Annotated in this window: 17 protein-coding genes; 13 read left to right on the top strand and 4 right to left on the bottom strand. The window is 72.3% G+C overall.

Annotated elements, in window-relative coordinates:
• Positions 1–142: 142 nt before the first annotated feature.
• A complete protein-coding gene (locus AB0B55_RS07395; RefSeq protein ID WP_357170946.1) occupies positions 143–442 on the bottom strand; it encodes a ribosomal protein L7/L12 in 300 nt (99 codons plus the stop codon).
• A 184-nt stretch (positions 443–626) separates the two neighbouring features.
• Positions 627–3,332: a glucosidase gene (locus AB0B55_RS07390; RefSeq protein WP_357128225.1), complete on the bottom strand. Its 2,706-nt coding sequence runs from the start codon at positions 3,330–3,332 to the stop codon at positions 627–629.
• Positions 3,333–3,374: 42 nt separating this feature from the next.
• Between AB0B55_RS07390 and AB0B55_RS07385 the strand changes: the two genes are divergently transcribed.
• The 11 genes from AB0B55_RS07385 (at position 3,375) to AB0B55_RS07335 (ending at position 19,950) form a co-directional block, all read left to right on the top strand.
• Positions 3,375–5,318: an amylo-alpha-1,6-glucosidase gene (locus tag AB0B55_RS07385; RefSeq protein ID WP_357128222.1), complete on the top strand. Its 1,944-nt coding sequence runs from the start codon at positions 3,375–3,377 to the stop codon at positions 5,316–5,318.
• 137 nt (positions 5,319–5,455) lie between these two features.
• Positions 5,456–6,790, top strand: coding sequence for a glycosyltransferase family 4 protein (locus AB0B55_RS07380; RefSeq protein WP_357170943.1), 1,335 nt, complete (start codon positions 5,456–5,458; stop codon positions 6,788–6,790).
• A gap of 83 nt (positions 6,791–6,873) precedes the next feature.
• Positions 6,874–8,616, top strand: a complete 1,743-nt coding sequence (locus AB0B55_RS07375) for a serine/threonine-protein kinase (RefSeq protein WP_357170941.1) — start codon at positions 6,874–6,876, stop codon at positions 8,614–8,616.
• A gap of 118 nt (positions 8,617–8,734) precedes the next feature.
• Positions 8,735–10,372: a serine/threonine-protein kinase gene (locus tag AB0B55_RS07370; RefSeq protein ID WP_357170938.1), complete on the top strand. Its 1,638-nt coding sequence runs from the start codon at positions 8,735–8,737 to the stop codon at positions 10,370–10,372.
• 103 nt (positions 10,373–10,475) lie between these two features.
• Positions 10,476–11,285: a metal-dependent hydrolase gene (locus AB0B55_RS07365; protein WP_357128210.1), complete on the top strand. Its 810-nt coding sequence runs from the start codon at positions 10,476–10,478 to the stop codon at positions 11,283–11,285.
• Positions 11,286–11,992: 707 nt separating this feature from the next.
• Complete coding sequence (locus AB0B55_RS07360) at positions 11,993–13,018, top strand: LacI family DNA-binding transcriptional regulator (protein ID WP_357128595.1); 1,026 nt, start codon at positions 11,993–11,995, stop codon at positions 13,016–13,018.
• Positions 13,019–13,104: 86 nt separating this feature from the next.
• Positions 13,105–14,409: an extracellular solute-binding protein gene (locus tag AB0B55_RS07355; RefSeq protein WP_357128207.1), complete on the top strand. Its 1,305-nt coding sequence runs from the start codon at positions 13,105–13,107 to the stop codon at positions 14,407–14,409.
• A 67-nt stretch (positions 14,410–14,476) separates the two neighbouring features.
• Positions 14,477–15,445 carry a sugar ABC transporter permease gene (locus tag AB0B55_RS07350; protein WP_357170936.1) on the top strand — a complete coding sequence of 323 codons (969 nt, stop codon included), beginning with the start codon at positions 14,477–14,479 and terminating at the stop codon, positions 15,443–15,445.
• A 1-nt stretch (position 15,446) separates the two neighbouring features.
• Entirely contained in the window at positions 15,447–16,328 is an 882-nt protein-coding gene (locus AB0B55_RS07345; protein WP_357170934.1) for a carbohydrate ABC transporter permease, read from the top strand.
• Positions 16,325–18,550 carry an alpha-xylosidase gene (gene yicI / locus AB0B55_RS07340; RefSeq protein WP_357128198.1) on the top strand — a complete coding sequence of 742 codons (2,226 nt, stop codon included), beginning with the start codon at positions 16,325–16,327 and terminating at the stop codon, positions 18,548–18,550. Before AB0B55_RS07345 ends, yicI begins: the two co-directional genes overlap by 4 nt.
• Positions 18,547–19,950: a GH1 family beta-glucosidase gene (locus AB0B55_RS07335; protein ID WP_357170931.1), complete on the top strand. Its 1,404-nt coding sequence runs from the start codon at positions 18,547–18,549 to the stop codon at positions 19,948–19,950. Before yicI ends, AB0B55_RS07335 begins: the two co-directional genes overlap by 4 nt.
• Positions 19,951–19,956: 6 nt before the next feature.
• Here AB0B55_RS07335 and AB0B55_RS07330 read toward each other — a convergent pair whose 3' ends face one another.
• Together AB0B55_RS07330 and AB0B55_RS07325 are read right to left on the bottom strand one after the other, a co-directional pair.
• Complete coding sequence (locus AB0B55_RS07330) at positions 19,957–20,550, bottom strand: NTP transferase domain-containing protein (protein WP_357128592.1); 594 nt, start codon at positions 20,548–20,550, stop codon at positions 19,957–19,959.
• 241 nt (positions 20,551–20,791) lie between these two features.
• Complete coding sequence (locus tag AB0B55_RS07325; protein ID WP_357128589.1) at positions 20,792–22,501, bottom strand: bifunctional 3'-5' exonuclease/DNA polymerase; 1,710 nt, start codon at positions 22,499–22,501, stop codon at positions 20,792–20,794.
• A gap of 99 nt (positions 22,502–22,600) precedes the next feature.
• On the opposite strand from AB0B55_RS07325, the gene AB0B55_RS07320 reads away from it, so the two are divergent.
• Both AB0B55_RS07320 and AB0B55_RS07315 read left to right on the top strand, forming a co-directional pair.
• Positions 22,601–24,325 carry an ABC transporter ATP-binding protein gene (locus AB0B55_RS07320; RefSeq protein WP_357171232.1) on the top strand — a complete coding sequence of 575 codons (1,725 nt, stop codon included), beginning with the start codon at positions 22,601–22,603 and terminating at the stop codon, positions 24,323–24,325.
• 50 nt (positions 24,326–24,375) lie between these two features.
• The gene (locus tag AB0B55_RS07315; RefSeq protein ID WP_357171230.1) at positions 24,376–26,067 is read left to right on the top strand and encodes an ABC transporter ATP-binding protein; all 1,692 of its coding nucleotides are present in this window, start codon (positions 24,376–24,378) and stop codon (positions 26,065–26,067) included.
• Positions 26,068–26,070: the final 3 nt, after the last annotated feature.

Raw genomic sequence — 26,070 nt, 5'->3', positions numbered from 1 at the left:
CACGGCGCAGCGGCGCTCACGGCGCAGCGGCGCTCACGGCGCAGCGGCGCTCACGGCGCAGCGGCGCTCACGGCGCAGCGGCGCTCACGGCGCAGCGCGGCAAGGGTCGGTGTCAGCGGCGACGGCCTACCAGGGCTGACAATCAGCCCAGGCCGCGCTGCCGGGCGAGCAACTCGACGGCGTCCTTGGCCTCCCGCAAACCGGCACCGGTCGCCTCCCGGTATGCCTTGATGGCCTGGATCTTGCGGCCGGCGAGCAGCTCTTGCAGGACCGCCCCGGGGGCCTCAAGCTCCGGCTCGTGGATGTCGAGGTGCGCCATGATCAGATCCAGCTTGCGCTCGACCACGGCGAGCCGGCGAGCCAGCTGATCCGCGTCGGAACGACGGCCACCCCCAGCGACCAGGAACACGAGCACGAGCGACAACACGACGGCGATGGGCACTGTCCACTCCATAACGCGCCATTGAACACCGGCGCGGGTACTGACCGCACACCCGCACGCGTGATCCGCACACTTTCGGTGAAGTTGCTGCTTCCGGCCGCCGTGATGCAGCAGCATCACCGAAGTTGCGCGGATCTTGCGGGCACGGGCGTGGGCACGGGCACGGGCACGGGCACGGGCTGGATCAACGGCGCAGGGTGAGGATCAGGTCGGCGACCAGAGCCGTCCAGCCGGTCTGGTGCCAAGCGCCCAGTCCGGCGCCGTTGTCGCCGTGGAAATACTCGGGGAAGGCGACCAGGTCCCGCCAGTCGGGGTGGGTCTGGAACAGCCGCGCCGCGCCGTAGATCGGTCGGCGACCCCAGTCGTCCTGGGTGAAGAGCGAGATCAGTCTCCTCGACAGGTCGTCGGCGATCTCGTCCAGCGAGAGCTTCACCCCCGAGCGCGTCGGATACTCCACCTGGAGGTAGTCCCCGAAGAACGCGGCGTAGTCGCGCAGCGCGCTGATCAGCAGGAAATTCGTCGGCATCCAGATCGGCCCGCGCCAGTTCGAGTTGCCGCCGAACAGGCCGCTCGTCGACTCGGCCGGCTCGTAGCCCACGGAGAACTCCTGCCCGCCGAGATTGACCGAGAACGGCTTGTCCAGGTGTGCGCGGGACAACGTGCGGAGGCCGAAGTCGGAGAGGAACTCGTCGGTGTCGAGCATCCGGGCGAGCAGCCGGACCACCTGCTCCTGACCGACCATGGACAGCAGCCGCTGCTGGCGGCCGTCCGGGCCGATCCGTCGGGTGCCGATGACCTCGGCGTACTCCGGGCGGTTGGTGAGGAACCAGCGCAGCCGCGCGCCCAGCTCCGGCAGGTGGTGCAGGGTCTTGGCGGTGAGGCGGGTGGTGGCGGCCAGCGGCAGCAGCCCGACCACCGAGCGGACCTTCAGCGGCACCTTCGTGCCGTCGGCGAGCCGCAGCACGTCGTAGAAGAACGCGTCCTCGTCGTCCCACAGCCCCTGCTCGTACGCGGCGGCGGCGATGTAGAGGAAGTGCTCGAAGAACTTGGTGGCCGTGTCCACCCAGGTCCGGTCGTGTTCGGCCAGCACGATGGCCATGTCGAGCAGGTTGAGCGCGTACATGGCCATCCAGCCGGTGCCGTCGGACTGCTCCAGCACGCCGGCCACCGGCAGCGCCGCCGAGCGGTCGAACGGTCCGACGTTGTCCAGCCCGAGGAAGCCGCCCTCGAAGACGTTGTTGCCGCCGGTGTCCTTGCGGTTGACCCACCAGGTGAAGTTGAGCAGCAGCTTGTGCATCACCCGGCCCAGGAACTCGAAGTCCTTACCGCCGTCGATCTCGAACACCTTGAGCGCCGCCCAGGCGTGCACCGGCGGGTTCACGTCGCCGAACGCCCACTCGTACGCCGGGATCTGCCCGTTGGGGTGCAGGTACCACTCGCGTAGCAGGAGCAGGATCTGCTCCTTGGCGAAGCCGGGGTCGACCCGGGCGATGCTCACGCAGTGGAAGGCCAGGTCCCAGGCCGCATACCAGGGGTACTCCCAGGGGTCGGGCATGGAGATCACGTCGAAGCTGGTCATGTGCCACCAGGCGCTGTTGCGCCCGTGCCGACGCCCGGCCGGCGGTGTCGACCCGGGGTCGCCGTCCAGCCAGCGTTTGACGTCGAAGTGGTAGAACTGCTTGCCCCACATCAGTCCCGCGATGGCCTGCCGGGCGACGAGCGCCTCGTCGGCGGTGGCGGCCTCCGGGATCACGTTGGCGAAGAAGCGGTTCGCCTCGGCCCGCCGGGCCCACACCACCGACTCGAAGCCGTCGCGCAGGTCGGCCGGGGGCGGCGGGGCGGCGGCCGGAGGCGACGCGGTACGGGTCAGCCGGAGCCGGATCTGGCGCTGACCGCCGGCCGGCACGTCGAGCACGTAGTGCAGCGCGCCCTTGGTGCCCTCGCGGGCCGGGTTGACGGTGGGCGCGCCGTTGACGACGTGGTCGTTGATGCCGTCCTTCGGGTACGGCGAGCGACCCGCCAGGCCCCAGAGCCGCTCGGCGTTGGTGTCGTTGTCGCAGAGCAGCGGCACCGGGCCGCCGTCGCCTTCGAGCAGCAGTTGCCCGAGCACCCGGTGCTCGCCGACCAGCCGGGTGCCCTCCCCGGTCAGCCGGGGAATCCGGTCGCCGCCGGGCAGCCCCCAGGCCCAGGTGTTGCGGAACCACAGGGTGGGCAGCACGTGCAGGGTCGCCGCCGCATCGCCCCGGTTGGCGACGGTGATCACCATGCACAGGTCGGTCGGGGACGCCTTGGCGTAGTCGACGGTCACCGCCCAGTACCGGTCGTCGTCGAAGATGCCGGTGTCCACCAGCTCGTACTCGGTGTCGTCCCGGCCGCGCAACGCGTTCACCGCGACGAGTTCGTCGTACGGGAAGGCGGCCTGCGGGTAGTGGTAGCGCCAGCGCATCCAGGAGTGCGTCGGGGTGCTGTCGAGGTACCACCAGTACTCCTTGGCGTCCTCCCCATGGTTGCCGCTGTCACCACCGAGGCCGAACATCCGCTCCTTGAGGATCGGGTCCTTGCCGTTCCAGAGCGCCAGGGCGAACGCGAACGTCTGTCGGTCGTCGCAGACGCCGGCCATGCCGTCTTCATTCCACCGGTAGGCTCTGGACCGCGCATGGTCGTGTGGGAAGTAGTCCCACGCCGTACCGTGCTCGCTGTAGTCCTCCCGTACCGTCCCCCACGCCCGTTCGGACAGATAGGGACCCCATGCACGCCAGTCCTGCTCCCCCGAGTCGGCCTGGGCGAGCCGAAGCCGCTCAGCGTCGGGTGGCGAGGCGTCGGAGGACGATCCGTCAGTGATCACGTGCACATCTTTGACGTCGCCGCGGTACTTCACCACAGCGGCCATTCTCGCCGTGGCGTGTTACACCTCGACGGCGGTGGAGGAAAGTTGATCGACATTATTTTCGGACCGCAGGTCTGCGGCGACCTGACCAGCGCGTCCAGCCGGGAGTGGCTGGTGCCCGACGGCCTCGGCGGGTACGCCATGGGCACCGTCGGCGGGTTGCGGACCCGCCGCTACCACGGCCTTCTGGTGGTGCCGGGCGATACGCCGGCGTCCCGCCAGGTGGGACTGGTCAGCCTCGACCCGGCCGTCACCCTGCCGTCCGGAGCGCGGGTACGCCTCGGCGCGCACGAGTGGTCCTCCGGCGACGTCGACCCGCGCGGATTCGAGCTGCTGGAGCGCTTCGAGCTGGTCGACGGGCTGCCCCGCTGGCGGTGGCGGATCGGCGCGGTCGTCATCGAACGCGAGCTGGCCATGCTGCCCGGCCGCTCCTGCGTGGCCGTGGTGCACCGGCTGGTCGCCGGCGGTCCGGTACGGCTGGAGCTGTCCGCCGCCTGCACCTGGCGCGACGCGCACGGCGAGCGGCGGGCTGACGGGCCGACGCCGCAGGTCGAGGCGGTGGCCGACGGCGCGGTGGTCGAGGGCGCATATCGGCTGGCCGGCCCCGGCTGGACGCCGGAGGGGCAGTGGTGGCTGGGCGTGCACCACCGCGAGGAGGCCAACCGGGGCCTGCACCCGGACGAGGACGTCTGGTACGCGGGCCGCTTCGCCGGCGATCTGGAACGCCCCGGTGACACGGTGTCGGTGCGGGCCTGGGCCGCTCCGCTGGACGAGGAGCCGCCGCCGGCCGTCGAGATCGTGGCGACGGCCCGGCGACGCAACCGGCAGGTGGTGGCGACGGCGAAGCCGGCCGACGACGTGGACGCGACGCTGGCGCTGGCCGCCGACGCGTTCGTGGTCCGTACCCGGCAGGCGGCGGTCGACGTGGTGGCCGGCTATCCCTGGTTCGGGGCCTGGTCGCGGGACACGATGATCTCGTACGAGGGGCTGTTCCTCTGCACGGGTCGGGCCGCCGAGGGGCGGGAGCTGCTGCGGGCGTACGCGGCGACCCTCTCCGAGGGGATGCTCGCCAACACGGCCGACACCGGCCGGGTGGAGTACAACACCGTCGACGGCACCCTCTGGTTCCTGCACGCGGTGAGCCGGCACGTGACGGTCACCGGCGACACCGATCTCGGCGACGAGCTGCTGCCCGCGCTGCGCGGGGTCATCGACGCGCACGTCGCCGGCACCCGGTACGGGATCGCCGTCGACCCGGCCGACGGGCTGCTCACCCAGGGCGCCCCGGGCACCGCCCTGACCTGGATGGACGCCCGGGTCTACGGCGTGCCGGTCACCCCGCGCACGGGCAAGCCCGTCGAGGTCAACGCGTTGTGGATCAACGGGCTGGCCGGGCTCGCCGAGTTGACCGAGCTGGCCGGGCAGGACGCGGGCGAGCTGTGGCGACTACACGGGCGGGCCACCACCTCGTTCCGGGAGCGGTTCCCCGCCCCGACCGGGTGGCTGCACGACGTGCTGGACGCGCCCGCGCCGGCGTACCCGCTGGGTGGGGCCGCCCTGCACGACGACGACGCGCTGCGGCCCAACCAGTTGCTGGCCTGGTCGTTGCCGTTCGCGCCGCTGGAGCCGGACGAGGCGACGCTGCGCCGGGTCGCGAACGGGCTGCTCACCCCGCTCGGGCCGCGCAGCCTCGCGGAGGATGCGGCCGAGTTCGTGGGTCGCCACCGGGGCGGCCCGGCCGAGCGGGACGGCGGCTACCACCAGGGCACGGTGTGGCCGTGGCTGCTCGGCCCGTACGTGGACGCCACTCGTCGGGGCAAGATGCCAGTCGATGACGCATTGATTGGCATTGAGTCCCATCTGACCGAATATGGGCTAGGATCGGTAAGTGAGACGGCCGACGGTGTCGCGCCGCACTCCGCGACCGGCTGCCCGTTCCAGGCGTGGTCGGTGGCCGAGTTGCTGCGGGTGCGCCGAAAAGGCCAGTAGCGCTTTACATGACCGCAACGGCGGTGTCTCCGCTGGTTATCTCGGCGCCGGCAGGATTGGCCCCGATCCAGACGCGACGGCGACATCGACTCCGGTGTCGGTCGGCGCGCGCCCGGGGACAACTCAAAGGGGGCCGCATGTCACCCGATGCCCACGTGATCGACATCAACCCCGCCCGCCAGCTACGGGTGCTGATGCTGTCGTGGGAGTACCCGCCGGTGCTCGTCGGCGGCCTCGGCCGCCACGTCCACGCCCTGTCCGTGGCCCTGGCCGCCGCCGGGCACGAGGTCACCGTCGTCACCCGCCACGCCGAGGGCGCACCCCTTGAGGAGTACGCCGACGGCGTCCGCATCCTGCGCGCCCCCGAAGACCCCGTCGCCTTCCCCCTGGCCACCGGCTCGCTGCTGGCGTGGACCATGGCCTTCAACCACACCCTCACCCGCACCGCCCTGCGCGCCACCCAGGCCGGCGCCTACGACGTCATCCACGCCCACGACTGGCTCGTCGCCCACACCGCCGTGACGCTGTCCGAACATCTCGACCTGCCGCTGGTCACGACCATGCACGCCACCGAGGCCGGGCGACACCAGGGCTGGCTGCCCGAGGAGATGAACCGCACCATCCACGGCGTCGAACACTGGCTCAGCGGGGCCTCCACCCGCGTGATCACCTGTTCGGGTTACATGCGCGACCAGGTCAGCTCGCTGTTCGACGTACCGGGCGGGCTGGTCGACGTGGTCCCCAACGGGGTCGACGACCGGGCGTGGCGGGCCCGACCACGCGCGGTCGCGTCGGCCCGCGCCCGGTTCGCCGCGGACGGTCCGCTGGTCGGGTACGCCGGCCGGCTGGTCTACGAGAAGGGCGTCCAGCACCTCGTGCACGCGGTACCCCGACTGCGCGAGCGGCACCCCGGGCTGCGCGTGGTGATCGCCGGCGACGGCCCGTACCGCCCCGAGTTGGAGGCCGAAGCCCGTCGCCTGGCGCTCGGCTCGACCGTCCGCTTCACCGGCTTCCTCGACGCCACCCAACTGCCGGCGGTGCTCGGCGCCACCGACGCGACGGTGGTCCCCAGCCTCTACGAGCCGTTCGGCATGGTGGCCCTGGAGGCCGCGGCGGCCGGAGCACCCCTCGCGGTGGCCCGTACCGGCGGCCTCGCCGAGATCGTCGAGCCCGGCGTCACCGGCGTGACGTTCCCGCACAGCGACCCGGTCGCCCTCGCGGGCGCGGTCGACCGACTGCTCGGCGACGAGGTCTTCGCCCGGCGGGTCGCCCGACGGGCCCGGACCATGGTCGGCGAACGCTACGGATGGGCCACCATCGCGGCCCGCACCGCCGCCAGCTACGCCACCGCCCGCCGCGAACACGGCCCGCTACAGGCTCGCCGGGCCGCCGCCCGACTGGCCGGCGGACGGAACCGGATCGCCATTCCGGAGGGCAATCTGCTCGCCGCCGCCGACCACGCCGCCTGCTGAGATTCGTCGGACGACCTATAGGTACCTTCCGATCCGCTGGTTAGGGTGTACACCGGACAGCGGCCGAGGAGGAGCGTGCGCAGGTGCTGATCGCCGGTCGGTACCGGCTGCTCGACCTGGTGGGCCGCGGCGGCATGGGTCGGGTCTGGCGAGCCCGCGACGAGATGCTGCACCGCGAGGTCGCGGTCAAGGAGGTCGTACCGCCGAACTGGCTGGCCGACCACGAGCGGGCCGAGCTGCGCTCGCGCACCCTGCGCGAGGCGCGCACCGCGGCCCGGCTCAACCACCCCGCCGTGGTCCGGCTCTACGACGTCGTCCAGGTCGAGGGCAGTCCGTGGATCGTGATGGAGTACGTCCCGTCGCGCACCCTGCAGGACGTCCTCGACGCCGAAGGACCCCTGGAGCCGGCCCGCGCCGCCCGGATCGGCCTGGCCCTGCTCGACGCCCTGGAGGCCGCGCACACGGCCGGGGTGCTGCACCGCGACATCAAGCCGCAGAACGTGCTGGTCGCCCACGACGGCCGGGTGATGCTCACCGACTTCGGACTGGCCACCTTCGACGGCGGGGACGGCGCGATGACCCGCCCCGGGATGGTGCTCGGCTCCCCGCAGTACGTCGCGCCGGAGCGGGCCGCGGAGGGAGTGTCCACGGTGGCCGCCGACCTGTGGTCGCTGGGCGCCACCCTGCACGCCGCCGTGGAGGGCCGCTCCCCGTACGCCCGCAGCAACGCGATGGCCACCCTCAGCGCGCTGGCGGCCGGTCCACCGGACCCGGCCCCGCACGCCGGTCCGCTCGCGCCGGTACTCGACGGGCTGCTACGCCGCGACCCGCACGACCGTCTCGACCACGACGAGGCCCGCCGGCTGCTCAGCGCCGCCGCAGGCCCGACCGGCATCTCGTCCACTTCCGGGGAGGTGACCCACTCCACCGCCCCGCAGCCCGTGCCCGACCCGATCGGCTCCGGCGTCGACCCACCCGGAGACGCTCCTCTCGATGATCGCCCGAGCGACGAGCCGGACGTCCGGTACCCGCCGGACGCCGCCACCGGCACGACGGGGCGAGCGGCCCGCCGGCCAGCGGCCCGGCGGGCCGCGCTGGTCGTCACGGCACTGCTCGTGGCGGCCGCCGCCGGGGTGGGCACCGCGCTGGCCGTGGCCGGCGACGCCCCGACCGGCACCGCCGGGCCGACCACCACCCCGACCACGGGACAGGTGGACGACGGCCGAGGGCCGGACGGGGAGTACGGCGACGACCGGGGCGGCCCGCACCGCGGCGGTCCGGGTCGGCCGCCGCCCGGTGGCCGCGACGTGCCCCCGCCGCCGTTCCCCTGCGTCCGCCCCGACGTCGTCGGCGCGCCGGTCACGGTCGGGTCACCCGCCGCGGGCGAGCGGTTCCGGCCGCCAACGGGGTGGGTGTGGCATGCCGACACCACCGGCTTCCGGGTCTCCGTCCCGGCGACCTGGTACTACTCCCGGGAGGGCACGGTGGCCTGCTTCCAGGACCCGGCAACCGGCCGGGCGTTGAGCGTCGCCGAGGGCGGCGCGGCCGACCCGATGACCCGATTACGGGCGGCCCGCGACGAGGCCGCTCGGGCCGGCGCGCTGCCCGGCTACGACGAGATCCGGCTCGCCCCCGGCGGCACCGGCGGCAGCGGCGCGGAGTGGGAGTGTCGGTGGGACGCCCCGGACGGCCCGCGGATCCACGCCCGGCAACAGATTGTGGGTGAGTCGCGCTGGACGTTGGGTTGGATCACCGACGACCGCGACTGGAACACCGCGGACGGGGACTGGGCCATTCTGCGAAACAGTTTCCGACCACCCCGCTGACCTGCGCCGTATGGCCGTGCCCGGCCCCCCGTCCGGCGTGGATCGAGGCCGCTCAGCGGATGAGAAAATCGGCGACGGTGGCTATCGTGTAACGCAGGGTGACCGAGGGGGAGCGACCGTGCAGCAGTTGCTGATCGCGGGTCGGTACCGGCTGCTCGACCTGGTCGGCACCGGCGGGATGGGCCGGGTGTGGCTGGCCCGCGACGAGATGCTGCACCGGGACGTGGCGGTGAAGGAGGTTGTGCCGCCGGCCTGGCTGGCCGAGGCCGAGCGGGCGGAGCTACGGCTGCGCACGCTCCGCGAGGCGCGCACCGCCGCACGGCTCAACCACCCCAACGTCGTCCGGCTGTACGACGTGGTGCACGACGGCGAGAACCCGTGGATCGTGATGGAGTACGTGGCATCCCGGTCGGTGCAGCAGATCATCAACGCCGAGGGTCCGCTCAACCCCACCCGCACCGCCCAGATCGGGCTTGCGGTGCTCGCCGCGCTGCGGGCCGCGCACACCGCAGGTGTCCTGCACCGCGACGTGAAGCCGCACAACGTGCTGGTCGCCGGCGACGGGCGGGTGGTGCTCACCGACTTCGGCCTTGCCACCTTCGACGGTGGTGACGGGGCGATGACCGGACCGGGCCTGGTCCTCGGCTCCCCGCAGTTCGTCGCACCCGAGCGGGCGCGCGACGGCGTGTCGGACCCGCGTACCGACCTGTGGTCGCTGGGCGCGACGCTCTACGCGACGGTCGAGGGGCAGTCCCCGTACGCCCGGTCCAGCGCGATGGCGACGCTCAGCGCGCTGGCCACCGAGCCGCCGGATCCGATGCGCCGGGCCGGCCCCCTGCGCCCGGTGATCAGCGGCCTGTTGCAGCGCGATCCCTGGCGGCGCTTGACCGCCGCCGAGGCCGAGCCGCTGCTGCGCGCGGCGGCAGCGGCGGCCGACCACGACCAGCCCCCGCCGGCACGGTCCACCGCGGTGGCGGCGGTCCGCGGCGCGGCCCGGGCCGCCGCGTCCGCCCCGGTCCGCGCTCCGGAACCCGCGCCGGACCCGGCGACGTCGATCCGTCGCCCGAGGGACCGCGCCGCGGGCCGACGCGGACGGGTCATCGCCTGGGGCGGGGCGGCGACCGCGGTGGCCCTGCTCGTCACCGGTGGCGTCACCGCGGCGCTGCTGCACCGTTCGGACGACCGCACGCCACCGTCCGGCTCCGGCGGCGGCGCGACCGCCACCCGACCGGCCGCGTTCGCCTGCGCCACGCCCCCGCCACCGACGGCCACGCCGGTGCCCTCGACCCCACCACCGAAGGACGCGCGGTACGGGCTACGAGACGGCTGGACCTGGCACACCGACCCGACCGGCTTCCGCATCGCCGCCCCGGTGGGCTGGGCACGCTGGACCGAAGGGGCGGTGACCTGCTTCCGGGAGCCCAGCGGGGCGCGCGTGCTCAGCGTCGAGGCGGGACCGGCACGGACCGATCCGCTGGCGCACCTGAGGGCCCAGGAGGAGCGGCTCGTCGCCGCCGACGCGCTCCCCGGCTACCGCAAGCTGGACATCTCCGCGCTGGACGTGTTCGACGGCGGGGCCCTCTGGGAGTGCAGTTGGGAGAACGCCGCCGGCGAACGGGTGCACAGCATCCGGCTGCTCGCCAACACCTCGGCCGGACACGCCTACACCGTCTCGTGGTTGACAAAGGAGTTCGACTGGCAGGTCAACGCGGCATACTTCGTGATGATCCGGCAGAGCTTCACGCCCACCCTCTGACACTGTCCGCTGTGGACGGGTCAACTGACGCCCCTGCGACACCGGTGCTGGCTACAGTGGCGTAGTTTTGGCGCTCAAGATCCCTGGGGAGGGTGAGCCGAAGATGATGGGACCGTCGCACGCGCTGTCCGGCGCGGCGGTATGGCTGGCCGGGTCCTGGGCGCTGGACCAGTTCGCCGACTACCACCAGTCGCCGCTGGCGCTGGCGGTGGGTACGGCGGTGTGCGCGGGTGGGGCGCTCTTTCCCGACCTCGACCTGTCCGGCAAGGTGACCCGCAACCAGGGTGGCGCTACCGTCGCCCGCACGTTCGGGGTCTTCTCGCTCTTCGTGGCCGAGGTGATGGAGAAGATCTCACTCGGCGTCTACTACGCGACGAAGCTCAGCAAGGACCCGCGTCGCAACAACGGGCACCGCACGCTCACCCACACGCTCCCGTTCACGCTGCTGGTCGGCTGGGGCACCACCGCGCTCTGCGCCGCGTACGGCAAGTGGGCGGTGATCACGATCCTGTTCTTCATGTTCGGCCTGGCCCTGCGCGGGCTCTTCGACGAGTGGGCCGAACGGGCCGGCTGGGTGATCGTGACGCTCGCGTCGGCCGGGGCCGCCTGGTTCACCTTCGCCAACCTGCCGGGCGGACGCGGTTATCCGCTGATCGGCACGGCCGTCGGGGTGGGCTGCCTCGTGCACATCCTCGGCGACATGATCACCAGGGCCGGGGTGCCGATCCTCTGGCCGATTCCGATCCGCCGCCGCATGTGGACGATGATCGGCCTCCCGAACAGCATCGCGCTGCGCACCGGCAGCAAGACCGAGGTCGTCGTCCTGCGCGCCGTGTTGACCGTGATCGTGGTGCTCTCCACCGCCGGCCTGATCGCGCCCTCAGTCCTACAACGCCTCAACATAGACGTATAAAAACCCACCCCGCACCCCACCGCGCCCACCGCGCCCACCGCGCCGATCTTGCACTTGCGGATGCCGATCCGTCCTGCTTCGCGCCCTATGTCGCCGCAGAAAGTGCAAGATCGACGCGATGCGGGGCGCCGCCGACGTCAAGATCGCACTCGATCCAGGATGTAGTGGCCTAACGTCGCGCTGACACCACCAGATCCTGGATCGAGTGCGATCTTGCCGCGCTGTCCGGGCGAGGGCCAGGCAGGACTTAACCGCTCGCGCCGATCTTGCAGTTACGGTCGACGGAGTGTTGAGGTTTGCGCGTTTTGTCGGCGCAGAAAACGCAAGATCGACGCGCCCCGCGCCCCGCGCCCCGCGCCCCGCGCCCCGCGCCCCGCGCCCCGCGCCCCGCGCCCCGCGCCCCGCGCCCAAGATCCTCACAACATCACCGAAGTTGCTGCCTCAGCCTCGCCGGAGACAGCAACATCAGTGAAGTTGCTGCCCCGGCACGCCGAGGCACGCCCAGACACGTGCTCCACACAGCGCAGCCGTGCCCTGGCGGGCATCTGCGGATCGCCGGTGCCAGCTCGCCGACTCCTTTTCGACATCGGCTATTGACGGTGCCGTAACACGTGACCTAGCGTCTGTCGAAACGTTTCGTCGAAACGCTTCGACGATCATTCCGAAGCGGTTCCACTCCGGGCCGGAGGAGGTGGGCGGTGGCCACGATGCACGACGTCGCCCGCCTTGCGCAGGTCTCGGTCAGCACCGTGTCGTACGTGCTCACCGGCGCTCGGCCGATCTCCCAGGCCACTCGCGCCAAGGTGCTCGCGGCAATGGCTGAGCTGGACTACCAGCCCAACGCCATGGCTCGGGGGTTGGCCAGCCGGCGCAGCCGCATCCTGGGCCTGCTGATGCCGATGGACGAGCGTGGTCTGGGCGCCACCGAGACCGCGTTCGTCACCGGTGCCGCCGCCGCGGCCAGCGCGGTCGGCTACCACCTCGTGCTCTCGCCGGTCGGCGGTGGCGACCTCGACGACCTGCGACGGCTGGCCAGTCAGCGGATGCTCGACGGCGTTGTGCTGATGGAGGTGCAGCTCGCCGACGAGCGGGTCACGGTGCTCCAGGAGGCGGGCGTGCCGCTGGTGCTGATCGGGCGTACCGGCGACGCCACCGGGTTGTCCTTCGTCGACATCGACTTCGACCAGACCGTGCGGGAGGCCGTCGCGCACCTGGTCGGCCTGGGGCACCGCCGGATCGTCTACGTCAACCACTCGGCGGCGACGCTGGCCAGCGGTTACGGCCCGGCGTTGCGTACCCGGGACGCGTTTGTCACGGCCATGACCGGCCACGGCCTGGAACCGATCATGATCCCGGCCGAGGACAGCGCCGCCGGCGGGCGGGCGGCCCTGGCCGCCGCGCTCACCCGGGCCCCGGAGCTGACCGCCCTGCTGGCGATGAACGAGACAGCGCTCTTCGGCATCCTCGGTGAGCTAACCGGGCGCGGACTGTCGGTGCCGGACGACGTGTCGGTGGTCTCCATGGTCACCTCACCGCAGGTCGCCGAGTTGGCCACCCCGGCGTTGACCGCGATGACCTCGCCCGGATCGACCCTGGGCCGGATCGCGATCGAGGCGCTGGTACGCCACCTGGACGGGCCCGGTGACGAGCGCCACCAGCAACTGCTGCCGTGCTCGCTGGAGGTGCGGGGATCGACCGCGGCACCACGACCGGAGCGACCCCATGGGGGCTGACCAGTAAAAACGGCCCGCCGCCGCGCGGCAACGCGACGACGGGCCCAGTGAGATACCGGGCTCGATACTCAACGAGGAGGATAGCAATGCAGCGATTTCGCCGGATCGTCGCGGCGATCGCCCTGGCGGCGACCGCGACGACCACCGTGGCCGCCTGCGGCGGCGGCGAGAGCGAGGACGACAGCGGGGCCAAGACCCTCAAGCTCTGGCACTACGAGAGCGAGAACAGCGCGATGGGGGTCGGCTGGAACAAGGCGATCGAGATCTTCAAGGCCGAGCACCCGGGCGTCGAGGTGCGTTTCGAGCGCAAGGCGTTCGAGCAGATCCAGCAGAACGCCGGCATGATCATCAACTCGTCCGAGGGCCCGGACATCATGGAATACAACAAGGGCAACGCGACGGCCGGCCTGCTGTCGTCGCAGGGTCTGCTCACCGACCTGAGCGCCGAGGCCGACAAGCGCGGCTGGGCCGGCAAGCTCAGCCCCAGCCTCCAGACCACCGCGCGGTACAGCGACAAGGGCGTGATGGGGTCGGGCAACTGGTTCGGTGTGCCCAACTACGGCGAGTACGTCACGGTCTACTACAACAAGGACCTGTTCGACCGCAACGGCGTCAAGGTGCCGACCACGCTGGCCGAGATGACCGCCGCGATGGACACCTTCGTCAGCAAGAAGATCACCCCGCTGGGCATGGCCGGCGCGGAGTACCCGGCCGGACAACTCTTCTACCAGTTGGCGCTCTCCAAGGCCGACCGGCAGTTCGTCGACAACTACCAGCTCTACAAGAACCCGGTCGACTTCAAGGCCGACCCGCTCAAGTACGGCGCGGACACGTTCGCCGAGTGGGTGCGCAAGGGCTACGTCGCCAAGAACTCGGCGAGCCTCAAGGCCGAGGACATGGGCACCGCGTTCATCGCCGGCAAGACCCCCATGATCGTCTCCGGTAGCTGGTGGTACGGCCGGTTCAAGACCGAGATGAAGGCCAACTGGGACACGTTCCTCTTCCCCGGCAACACCCTCAACGCCGGGTCATCGGGCAACATCTGGGTGGTTCCGTCAAACAGCAAGGCCAAGAGCCTGGCGTACGACTTCATCGACATCACCCTGCGCCCGGAGATCCAGGATCTGATCGGCAACAACGGTGGCGTTCCGATCGCCGCCGACGCCTCGAAGATCAGCGACCCGAAGGACCGCAAGCTGATCGAGGACTTCAACACGGTCAGCAAGCAGGACGGTCTGGCCTTCTACCCGGACTGGCCGGTGCCCGGCTACTACGACGTGCTGGTCGGCGGCTTCCAGGGCCTGATCAACGGGTCGAAGTCGCCGGACCAGGTGCTCGACACGATCGCCAAGCCGTACGCCGATGGCGTCAAGGAGATCACCGGCAAGTGACACGGCGAGCGGCGGGCGTGACCGGCACAACCGGAGCGCCCGCCCGCCCCGCCGGGAAGGATCTTCCATGGCAGTCTCCGAGACCGTCGCCGCCAGCACACCGACGGCGACACCCACCCCGCCGACGCCCCGCCGCCGACCTCGCGGCCGTGACGCCGCGTACTGGCTCTATCTGATCCCCGGGGCGGCGCTGTTCCTCCTGGTGATCGGCGCGCCGCTGGTCGGCACCGGTTACCTGTCGCTCACCAAATGGTCGGGCATCGGCGACCCCACCTTCGTGGGGTTCGACAACTACCAGCGGCTGCTGGACGACGAGGTGTTCTGGGCCTCGTTCCGCAACACCGTGGCGATGATCGTCGCGATGGTGGTGCTGCCCACCCTGCTGGGGCTGCTGCTCGCCTCGGTGCTCTTCGACGTCATCGGCCGCCGGTTCCAGCCGCGTACGGCCGCCGGCCTGCGGGCCGCCTTCTACCTCCCGCAGGTGCTGCCGGTGGTGGTCGCCGGCATCGTGTGGGGCTGGATCCTGCGCCCCGACGGCGCGTTCAACAGCCTGCTCGACGCGGTCGGCCTCGGCGCGCTGCGCCACGACTGGCTCGGCGACCCGGACACGGCGCTGCCGGCCGTGATGGCGGTGATGATCTGGGTGCAGATCGGCTACCCGGTGGTCGTGTTCATGGCCGCGTTGCAGCGGGTGGACCCGGAGCTGCACGAGGCGGCCGAGGTCGACGGCGCGAACTGGCTGCACCGGTTCCGGGCGATCACCCTGCCGCAGATCCGGCCGGAGACTTTCGTGGTGGCCCTGACCTGCACCATCGCGGCGTTGAAGGTGTTCGGGCCGATCTTCGCGCTCACCCGGGGCGGCCCGGAGAACGCCACGAACGTGCCGTCCTACTTCGCCTACTACACCTTCTTCAAGAAGCTCCAGGTCGGCTACGGCTCGGCGATCTCCACGGTGCTCACCCTGATCATCGTCGTGGTGGCCGGGGTCTTCATCTGGTGGCAGGCGCGCACCGAGCGCCGGGACCGGGGGTTCTGACATGGCCGTGACGCTCACCCCGGCCCCGACGCCGGTCCGCCGGCACGCCCGCGACCGGCACCACCGCGGCGTGAGCCGCTGGGTCGTGCTCGCCCTGGTCACGGTCGGCGCGCTCGTCATGCTGGTGCCGTTCGCGTTCATGCTGCTCAACGCGTTCAAGTCGCCCGGTGACTATTCGTCGGCCGGGCCGCTGAGCTGGCCCAGCGAGTTCTACACGAAGGGCCTGCGGACGTACTGGAACGAGGTCGACTTCCCGCTCAAGCTGTGGAACTCGGCGCTCATCGCCGGTTCCGTGGCGGTGCTCGGCGTCCTCGTGTCCCTGCTGAACGCGTACGCCCTCGGCATCGGTCGGGTCCGTGGCCGACTGTGGATCGTCGGGCTGTTCCTGTTGGCCAACATGCTGCCGCAGGAGGCGCTGATCTACCCGCTGTACTACGTGGCGAAGGAGGTCGGCCTCTACAACACCCGGCTCGCGGTGATCATCATCTTCACCGTGATCCAGAGCGCCTTCGGCACGTACCTGCTGGCCTCGGTCCTGGGCACCTTCCCGCGCTCGCTGCTGGAGGCCGCCGCGCTGGACGGCGCGGGCAAGTGGACGGTGCTGTGGCGGGTGGTCTTCCCCAACCTGCGACCCACCCTGGCCGTACTCCTCATCTTCTTCTTCATCTGGACCTGGAACGAGTTCCTCATCCCGCTGGTCATGCTGATCGACAACCAGACGCAGACCATTCCGGTCGCGCTCGCCTCGTTGCAGGGCGACCGTCTGATGGACGCCCCGACGACGAACGCCGGCGCGCTGATCAGCCTCGTGCCGGCCATCCTCTTCTTCCTCATCTTCCAGCGCACTCTGGCGCGCGGCATCACGGCAGGAGCCGAGAAGTGAAGTTCACCGACGGGTACTGGCAACTGCGCCCGGGGGTCAGCGTGCTGCGCCCCGGCGCGGTGGAATCGGTCGAGCCGGACCAGAGCGGCTTCACCGTCTTCGCGCCGGCCGGTCAGATCACCGGTCGGGGGGACACCCTGAACCGGCCCGTCGTCACCGTCCGGTTCTTCTCTCCCGCGCCGGGCGTCATCGGGGTGACCATCGGTCACCACAGCGGCGGGCTCCCCCGCGAGCCGCACTTCGAGTTGACCGCCGACAGCGGCCAGCCGGTCACCGTCGACATCACCGGCATCACCGCGTCGCTGACCACCGGCGAACTGACCGCGCGGGTCGCGCTGGTCGACGGCTGGCGGGTCCAGTTCCGGCACGGCGACCGGTTGCTCACCGCGTCCACCGCGCGCAGCGTCGGGATCGTCACCGACGGCCAGGGCCGGCGGCACGTGCACGAGCGGCTCGCCCTCGGCGTCGGCGAAACGGTGTACGGGCTGGGCGAGCGCTTCGGCCCGTTCGTGAAGAACGGCCAGACCGTCGACATCTGGAACGCCGACGGTGGCACCGCCAGCGAGCAGGCGTACAAGAACGTGCCGTTCTATCTGAGCAGCGCCGGCTACGGGGTCTTCGTGGACCACCCGGAGCACGTGTCGTTCGAGGTCGGCTCCGAGGTCGTGGCGCAGAACCAGTTCAGCGTCGAGGGCCAGTCGCTCACCTACTACGTCATCGACGGACCCACCCCGAAGGACGTGCTGCGCCGGTACACGGCGCTGACCGGCCGACCGGCCCGGGTGCCCGCCTGGTCGTACGGGCTGTGGCTGTCCACGTCGTTCACCACGTCGTACGACGAGAAGACCGTGACCGAGTTCGTCGACGGGATGGTCGAGCGGGACCTGCCGCTGTCGGTGTTCCACTTCGACTGCTTCTGGATGCGCCAGTTCCACTGGGTCGACTTCGTCTGGGACCCGGCGACCTTCCCCGATCCGGAGGGGATGCTGCGCCGCCTGCACGAACGCGACCTGAAGGTGTGCGTCTGGATCAACCCGTACATCGCGCAGCGCTCGTACCTCTTCGAGGAGGGCCGCCGGGCCGGCTACCTGGTCCGCAACCCGGACGGCTCGGTCTGGCAGTGGGACAAGTGGCAGGCCGGGATGGCGCTCGTCGACTTCACCAACCCGGACGCGGTCGCCTGGTTCACCGGCAAGCTCAAGGTCCTGCTGGACATGGGCGTCGACTGCTTCAAGACCGACTTCGGTGAGCGCATCCCCACCGACGTGGTGTGGCACGACGGCTCCGACCCGCAGCGGATGCACAACTACTACTCCTACCTCTACAACAAGGCCGTCTTCGAGCTGCTGGAGACCGAGCGCGGCGAGGGCGAGGCGGTGGTGTTCGCCCGCTCGGCCACGACGGGCGGGCAGCAGTTCCCGGTGCACTGGGGTGGGGACTGCGAGGCGACGTTCGTCGCGATGGCGGAGTCGCTGCGCGGCGGGCTGTCCCTGGCGGCGTCCGGCTTCGGCTACTGGAGCCACGACATCGGCGGCTTCGAGGGCACCCCCGACCCGGCCGTGTTCAAGCGGTGGATCGCCTTCGGTCTGCTCTCGTCGCACTCCCGGCTGCACGGCTCCGGCTCGTACCGCGTCCCGTGGGCGTACGACGAGGAGGCCGTCGACGTGCTGCGGCACTTCACCCGGCTCAAGCTCAGCCTGATGCCGTACCTGGCGGCGGCGGCCGAGGAGGCGCACCGCGACGGAATCCCCATGATGCGCCCGATGATCGTGGAGTTCCCGGACGATCCGGCCGCCGCGTACCTGGACCGGCAGTACATGCTCGGCTCCGACCTGCTGGTCGCGCCGGTGCTCAGCGCCGACGGTCAGGTCACCTTCTACGTCCCGGCCGGGACCTGGACGCACCTGCTGACCGGCGCCCAGCTCACCGGTCCGGCCTGGGTGACCGAGAAGCACGAGTTCGACAGCCTGCCGGTGCTCGCCCGGCCGGGCGCGGTCATCGCGTTCGGCGCGCGCTCCGACCGGCCCGACTACGACTGGGCGGACGGTGTCCGCCTGTGCCTCTACGCTCCGGCCGAGGGGCAGCGGCGGCGGGTACGGATTCCGTCGCCCGGTCAGGGGGCCGGCGCGGAGTTCGAGGTAAGTTTCCGCGACGGCGTGGCCAGGGCGGACCTGGTGGCGGGTGAATCGTCGGCGTACCACTCGGAGGTGGCAGGACAGTGACGGCACATGCCTTTCCGGAGAGTTTCCTGTGGGGTTCGGCCACGGCGGCCTACCAGATCGAGGGCGCGGCCAGCGAGGACGGCCGGGGCCCGTCCATCTGGGACACCTACAGCCGCACCCCGGGGCGGACGCTGAACGGCGACACCGGTGACGTGGCCGCCGACCACTACCACCGCTGGCCGCAGGACCTCGACCACATCGCCGAGCTGGGCCTGGGGGCGTACCGCTTCTCGATCTCCTGGCCCCGGGTGCAGCCGGGCGGCTCCGGCCGGTTCAACCAGGCCGGCGTGGACTTCTACTCCCGGCTCGTCGACGGCCTGTTGGAGCGCGGCATCCGCCCGGTGGCGACCATGTACCACTGGGACCTGCCGCAGGAGCTGGAGGACGCCGGCGGGTGGCCGGTACGGGACACGGCGCTGCGCTTCGAGGAGTACGCGGCGGGGATCGTCGCCGCGCTCGGCGACCGGGTGCACACCTGGACGACACTCAACGAGCCGTGGTGCTCGGCGTACCTGGGTTACGGCTCCGGCGTGCACGCGCCGGGTCGGACCGAGCCGGCGGCGGCGCTGGCGGCCGTGCACCACCTGAACCTCGCGCACGGCCTGGCGGGTCGCGTGGTCCGGGAGACGGCGCCGGCCGCCGAGTTGTCGGTGACGCTGAACCTGCACGTCATCCGCCCGGCTTCGGACGCGGCGGCGGACGTCGACGCGGCCCGCCGCATCGACGCGCTGGCCAACCGGGCGTTCCTCGGGCCGATGCTGAACGGGGCGTACCCGGCCGACCTGCTGGCCGACACGGCCGGCGTCACGGACTGGTCCTTCGTGCGCCACGGCGACGAGAAGGTGGCCGCCGTGCCGCTGGATGTGCTGGGCGTCAACTACTACTCCAGCACCCTGGTCCGCGCCTGGGACGGGCACTCGGCCCGCTCGGACGCCGACGGTCACGGCGCGTCGGCGCACTCGCCGTGGGTGGGCGCCGACGACGTCGACTTCCTGCCGCAGCCCGGCCCGTACACGGCGATGGGGTGGAACATCGACCCGCCGGCGCTGACCGAGCTGCTGCTGCGGCTCCAGCGCGAACATCCCGGCCAGCCCTTGATGATCACCGAGAACGGGGCGGCGTTCGACGACGAGGTGGCTGCCGACGGACGGATCCACGACGACCTGCGGATCGACTACCTGCGTCGGCACATCGGCGCGATGGCCGATGCCCGCGCGCAGGGCGCCGACGTGCGCGGCTACTTCGTCTGGTCGTTGCTGGACAACTTCGAGTGGGGTTACGGCTACGACCGCCGCTTCGGGATCATCCGGGTCGACTACGACACCCAGGAGCGCACCTGGAAGGACAGCGCGCACTGGTACCGACGCCTCGCCGCGACCGGCAATCTGGACCAGCCCTAGCGCCCGCTACACGCCGACGCGCTGCGGCGGGACGGTGAGGCCGTAGAGCTCCATCAACTCCGGGCTGTCGACCCGGCTGCCGTCGGCCACCGAGTCGCAGGCGATGTCGACGATCTGGTCCTTGTGCGCCAGCAGGTACGGCCGCGCGCCCACGTCGGCGCTGGCCAGGGTGGCGATGCCGGACCAGTGTCGGCGGCCGAACAGCATCGGGTAGCCGCGCAGCCCGTCGTAGGTGGCGCAGACCAGCACGTCCGGGTACGGCAGCGCGGCCACCCGGCGTACGGCCGCCGCGGTCAGGCCCGGCATGTCGACCGGCACCACCACCACCGCCTCGATGCCCGCGTCGTCCATCGCGGCCAGGCCGGCGCGGATGGACGAGCCGACCCCGGTGCCCCACGCCTTGTTGACCACCACGGTGGCCCTGCCCAGGTCGGCGGTCTCCCGGACCTGGTCGGCTGCGGCGCCCAGCACGATCACGATCTGCTCGCAGCCCGCCTCGGTCATCGTGTCGATCATCTGGTTGACCAGTGGCTTCTCGCCCTGGTGCAGCAGCGCCTCGGGACCGCCGATACGGCGTCCACCACCTGCGGCGATGATCATTCCTGCGATCCGGTTCAGCTGGGCCCCCTCAAGCACGGGACCGACCGTGACCGGCCGGCCCCTCCTACGGACACTGCAACGAGGAGAGCCGCGCACGGGTGGCGGGGCGAAAAGGGAAAATAGTGCAACCGTTACGCAACGGACGGGTGATCCACTCCCGATCGCCGAGGTGGCGGCATCCCGACGCCGGGAAACCCCCAGGTCGCCGATCTGGAGTCGATCATCAGCGCCAGGGGCCGCGTCAAGCGGCGTCCGCGTAGCAGTCGACGATGGACAGGTCGAGCGGGAAGCGCACCGGAGTCTCGCCGAACAGCAGCGCGGTGGCCCGCTCGCCCGCCCGGCTCACCGCCGCCGCCACCGCCTCGGCCTGCTCGGCGGGACAGTGCGCCACCACCTCGTCGTGCTGAAAGAAGACCAGCTCGGCGTCGGTGCCGGCCAACTCGGCGCGCAGGGTGGCCAGCAGCGTGGAGGCCCACTCCGCGGCGGTGGCCTGGATGACGAAGTTGCGGGTGAACCGACCCCGGGACCGCGCGGCACGCGCACGCGGGCTCTGCCGGTCAGCGGCGGCGTCCGGGTCGATCGGCCCCTCGTCCGGGTCGGCGGGCCCCACGCCACCCGGCGGGCACGTCCGACCCAACCAGGACCGCACCAGGCCGCCCGCCTCGCCGGTACGCGCCGCCGCCTCCACGTAGCCGAACGCGGTCGGATAGCTGTTTCTCAGCACCGCCAACGCGGGCACCGCCGCCCCGCCGGTCTGCCCGTACATGGCGCCCAGCAACGCCACCTTGGCCCGGGGACGGTCACCGCCGAACGACTCCCGCGCCAGCGCGGCATAGAGGTCACCGGCCCCACCCGCCGCCGCCAACCGCCCGTCCCCGGAGACCGCGGCCAGGACGCGGGGCTCCAACTGGCCGGCATCGGCCACCACCAGCCGCCAGCCCGGGTCGGCCACCACCGCCCGACGGATCACCTTGGGGATCTGCAACGCGCCACCGCCACGGGTCGCCCAGCGGCCGGAGACGACCCCGCCCGGCACGTACTCCGGCTGGAACCGCCCGTCGCGAACCCACTGCTCACGCCAGGACCAGCCGTGCGCCGTCCAGATCCGGTACAGCTCCTTGTATTCCAGGACCAACGGCACCGCCGGATGGTCCACGCCGCGCAGCACCCAGGCCCGGGTGTTGGGCAGCTCCACGCCGGCCCGGGCGAACGCCCGGAGCAACTCGGCCGGAGAGTCGGCGTGCAGCCGCCGGACGCCGAACGCGTCGGCGATCCGGGCCGCCAACTCGGCCAACCGGCGCGGCGGCCCGCCGACCGGGGACGGCTCACCCAGCAGCTCGGCGAGGATCTCGTCGTGCACGTCCGCACGCCAGGGCAGCCCGGCGGCACCCATCTCGGCAGCGATCAGGGCGCCAGCCGACTCGGCGGCCACCAGCAACCGGAACCGGCCGGGGTGCTCGGTCCGCAAGACCCGGGCGAGCTGATCGGCGTACACCTGGGTCAGTGCCTCAAGGCCCGGGCCCGGCGGGCCCGGCAGCGTATCGAAGAGCGCGCCCTGGCCGTGCCCGGGCGGCGCGGCGGCACGCGGCGGCGGGTCGGCCGGCACCGGCCCGCCGGTCAGGCGGGCCCAGGCGGCGGCCAGCGCGCGGGGCTCGCCCCACCGACCGGCGTGCCCGAGCAGCAACGCCTCGGTCAACTCCACGTCGTGGCACCGCTCGACCCGCACCCCGGCCCGTAGCAGCGCCGGGTAGATCGTGCCCGCGCTCGCCCAGACCCAGCGCGGGCGCGCGACCGCCTCCCGGGCGGCCACCGCAGACGCGAGGTCGGTGACGGTCTCGGTCGGGCCGGCGGGGCGGCCGGCGGCGTCGAGCGGGCACAGCTCTCCCCCGCCCTGCTCATCTGCCACCACCGCCACCAGCACGAATGTGATTCTGCCTGCACCCTCCGACAGGAAAACGGGTCGGTGGGTCGGCCCGCCGCTCGGTAGCGTTACCGAGTGCCCGTCCAGATCCCGCACCCCGACCCTGGCACCCCCGACACCCGTGGTCCGATGCGGTACCTGTGGTGGCTGGTGCGTCGCCAGCCCGGCCGGGTGCTGCGCGGCAGCCTGCTCGGCACGGCCTGGATGGTCGGGCTGTCGGTCCGGCCCTACCTGATCGCCCGGGCCGTCGACGACGGGCTGCGCGACCGCGACACCCCTGCCCTGGTCCTGTGGGTCGCGGCGATCGTCGTGGCGGGTGTGGGGTTGTCGTACCTGGGGATCATGCGGCACCGCACGATGACCTTCATCCGGGAGGACGCCAAGGCCCGCTCCGCCGAGGTGCTGCTGCGGCACCTGTCCCGGGTCGGCGCGGCGCTGCCGCGCCGCTCCGCCGCCGGTGAGGTGGCCACCGTCGGCGGGTCCGACATCGAGTGGTCGGCGCAGGTGCTGACGCTGACCGGCCCCGGGGTCGGGGCGGTCGTCGCGTACGGGGTCATCGCCGTGGTGCTCTGGTCGATCTCCCCGCTGCTGGCGCTCTGCGTGCTGGTGGGCGTGCCGGCGGTCGCGCTCGTCGTCGGGCCGCTGCTGCGCCGGCTCGAACGGGCCGAGTCGGTCTACCGCGGGCAGCAGGGCGCGCTGACCGCCCGGTCCGGCGACATCGTGGCCGGGCTCCGGGTGCTCGCCGGGGTGGGTGGCCGGGACCTCTTCGCCCGCCGGTACGCGGCCCGATCGCAGGCCCTGCGGGCCGAGGGCTACCGCGTCGGAGCGGTGGTCAGTTGGATCGACGCGGCGACGGTCGCCATCCCCGGCCTCTTCCTGGCGGCGGTGGTGTGGCTGACCGCGCGGATGGCCGTCACCGGCGACGTCACGGTCGGCGAGCTGGTCGCCGTCTACGGCTACGTGGCGACGCTGATCGTGCCGGTCTGGTTCCTGCTGGAGGGCAGTCACCAGCTCATCCGGGGTCGGGTCGCCGCCCGACGGATCGCCGGCCTGCTCCGGCTCGCCCCGGACGACGTCGGTGGGCCGGGCCGCCGGTGGCCGGCCGGGGTCCCCGGCGCCCGCGACCCGCACGCCGTCCCCGCGCCGACCGGTCCCGCCAACCTGCACGACCCGTCGACCGGGCTCAGGGTACGCGCCGGCCAGCTGACCGCGGTGGCCGCCGACGACCCGGCCGACGCCGTGGCGCTGGCCGACCGGCTCGGCCGGTACGTGACCAGCGACGTCACCTGGGGCGGCGTACCGCTGACCGCAGTCGCCCTCGACGAGGTCCGGGCCCGGATCCTGGTCGCCGACCACGACTCGTACCTCTTCGCCGGCACGCTGCGCGACGTGCTGAGTTCGGGCGCCGACGACGCCGAGATCCGCGCCGCCCTGCGGACCGCGTCGGCCGACGACATCGTCGACGCCCTGCCGGCCGGGCTGGACACCCCGCTGGACCCCCGCGCCCGGACGCTGTCCGGCGGTCAACGCCAACGGGTACGGCTGGCCCGGGCGCTGCTCGCCGAGCCGGAGGTGCTGATCCTCGTGGACCCCACCTCGGCCGTGGACGCGCACACCGAGGCCCGGATCGCCGAGCGGCTCCGGACCGCGCGGGCCGGGCTGACCACCGTTGTGCTCGCCACGTCACCCCTGCTGCTCGGCCGCGCCGACGAGGTCGCGTACCTGACCGGGGGCGGGATCACCGCCACCGGCACCCACGACGGCCTGCTCGAATACGTCCCCGGTTACCGGCACCTGGTGGCCCGGGGCAGCGATGACGAGCAGCACTCCGACGCCGAGGAGGCGTACCAGTGAGCCGCCTGCCGGTCGCCGACCGCGGCACCGTACGCCACGCCCTGCGGGACATGATCAGCAGACATCGCCGGGCGGTCGGCGTCGTGCTGGCGCTGCACAGCGCCGCCGCGCTCGCCGGGCTGGCCCCGCCGTGGCTGCTGGGCACCATCGTCGACCGGGTCACGGCCGGCGCGGGCGTGGCGACGGTGGACCGGCTGGCCCTGGCGATCGCCGGCTGCGTCGTGGTGAGCGCGCTGCTCGCCCGGTACGCCCAGTACGCCGGTCACCGCTTCGGCGAACGCGCCGTCGCCGAGCTGCGCGAACAGTTCGTCGACCGGACGCTCGCGCTGCCCGTGTCGGTCGTGGAGCGGGCCGGCGCCGGGGACCTGGCGACCCGCAGTTCGGTGGACGTGGCGACCGTCGGCACCACGGTCCGGGACGTGGCGCCCACCATCGTCATCGCCTCGGTGCAGTTGACGTTGCTGTTCGGCGCGGTGTTCCTGCTGCACCCCCTGCTCGGGCTCGCGGCGCTGGCCGGGCTGCCGTCGATCGTGGCGGCGACCCGGTGGTACCTGCGGCGGGCCAGCTCCGCGTACCTCACCGAGGGCGCGGAGGCGGCCGAGCTGACCGAGGCGTTGACCACGACCGCCGAGGGCGCCCGCACGGTCGAGGCGCTGCGGCTGGCCGACGACCGCTTCCGGTACGGCACCGCCCGCGTCGCCCGCGTGTGGCAGGCCCGCCGGGCGACGCTCGCCCTGCGTACGGTGTTCTTCTCGGTGGTCGAGGCCAGCTATCCCCTGCCGATCGCCCTGGTGCTCCTGGTCGGCGGCTATCTGCTCTCCGCCGACCTGGTGTCCCTCGGATCGGTGGTCGCCGCCGCGCTCTACCTGCAACAGGCCATCGACCCGATGGACCGCTTGTTGCAGTGGACCGAGCAGGCGCAACGTGGGTTCGCGTCGTACGCCCGGGTGCTCGGGGTCGGGCTGGTCCCGCCCGAGCCGCCCGGCGGCACGGCCACGTCGCGGGGCGAGCGGCTCGTCGTGACCGAGGCGCGGTTCTCGTACGCCGACGGCCACGACGTGCTGCACGGCATCGACCTGGAGGTGCGGCCCGGCGAACGGCTGGCGATCGTCGGCCCGTCGGGCGCGGGCAAGTCGACGCTGGCCCGGCTGCTCGCCGGGATCGACGCTCCCCGGCAGGGCGTCGTCAGCATCGGCGGTTGCCCGGTCACCGACCTGGACCCGGCCGAACGACGACGGCGGATCGCCCTGGTCACCCAGGAGCACCACGTCTTCATCGGCTCGGTCCGCGACAACCTCGCGTTCGCCGCCCCGGACGCCACCGACGACCAGATGCGCGCCGCGCTCGCCACGGTGGGCGCCGACTGGTTCGACGCGCTGCCCGACGGTCTGGACACGGCGCTCGGCGACGGCGCCCGGCAGCTCGGCGCGGCCGAGGCCCAGCAGGTGGCGCTGGCCCGGTTGGTGCTCGCCGACCCGCACACGCTGATCCTGGACGAGGCGACCGCGGCCCTCGACCCGAGCACCGCCCGGCGGACCGAGCGGGCCCTCGCGGCGGTGCTCGTCGGGCGGACGGTCATCGCCATCGCGCACCGGCTGAACACCGCGCACGACGCCGACCGGGTGGCCGTCCTGGCGGACGGCCGGATCACCGAGATCGGTAGCCACGACGACCTGGTGGCGGCCGGCGGGGCGTACGCGGCGCTCTGGCGCTCGTGGCACGCCCGCGCCGACGCGCGGTGACCG

This window comes from Micromonospora sp. NPDC049107 (assembly GCF_040648595.1).
In the GTDB taxonomy this organism is placed as follows: domain Bacteria; phylum Actinomycetota; class Actinomycetes; order Mycobacteriales; family Micromonosporaceae; genus Micromonospora.
This window is presented reverse-complemented; position numbering and strand designations above follow the sequence as displayed.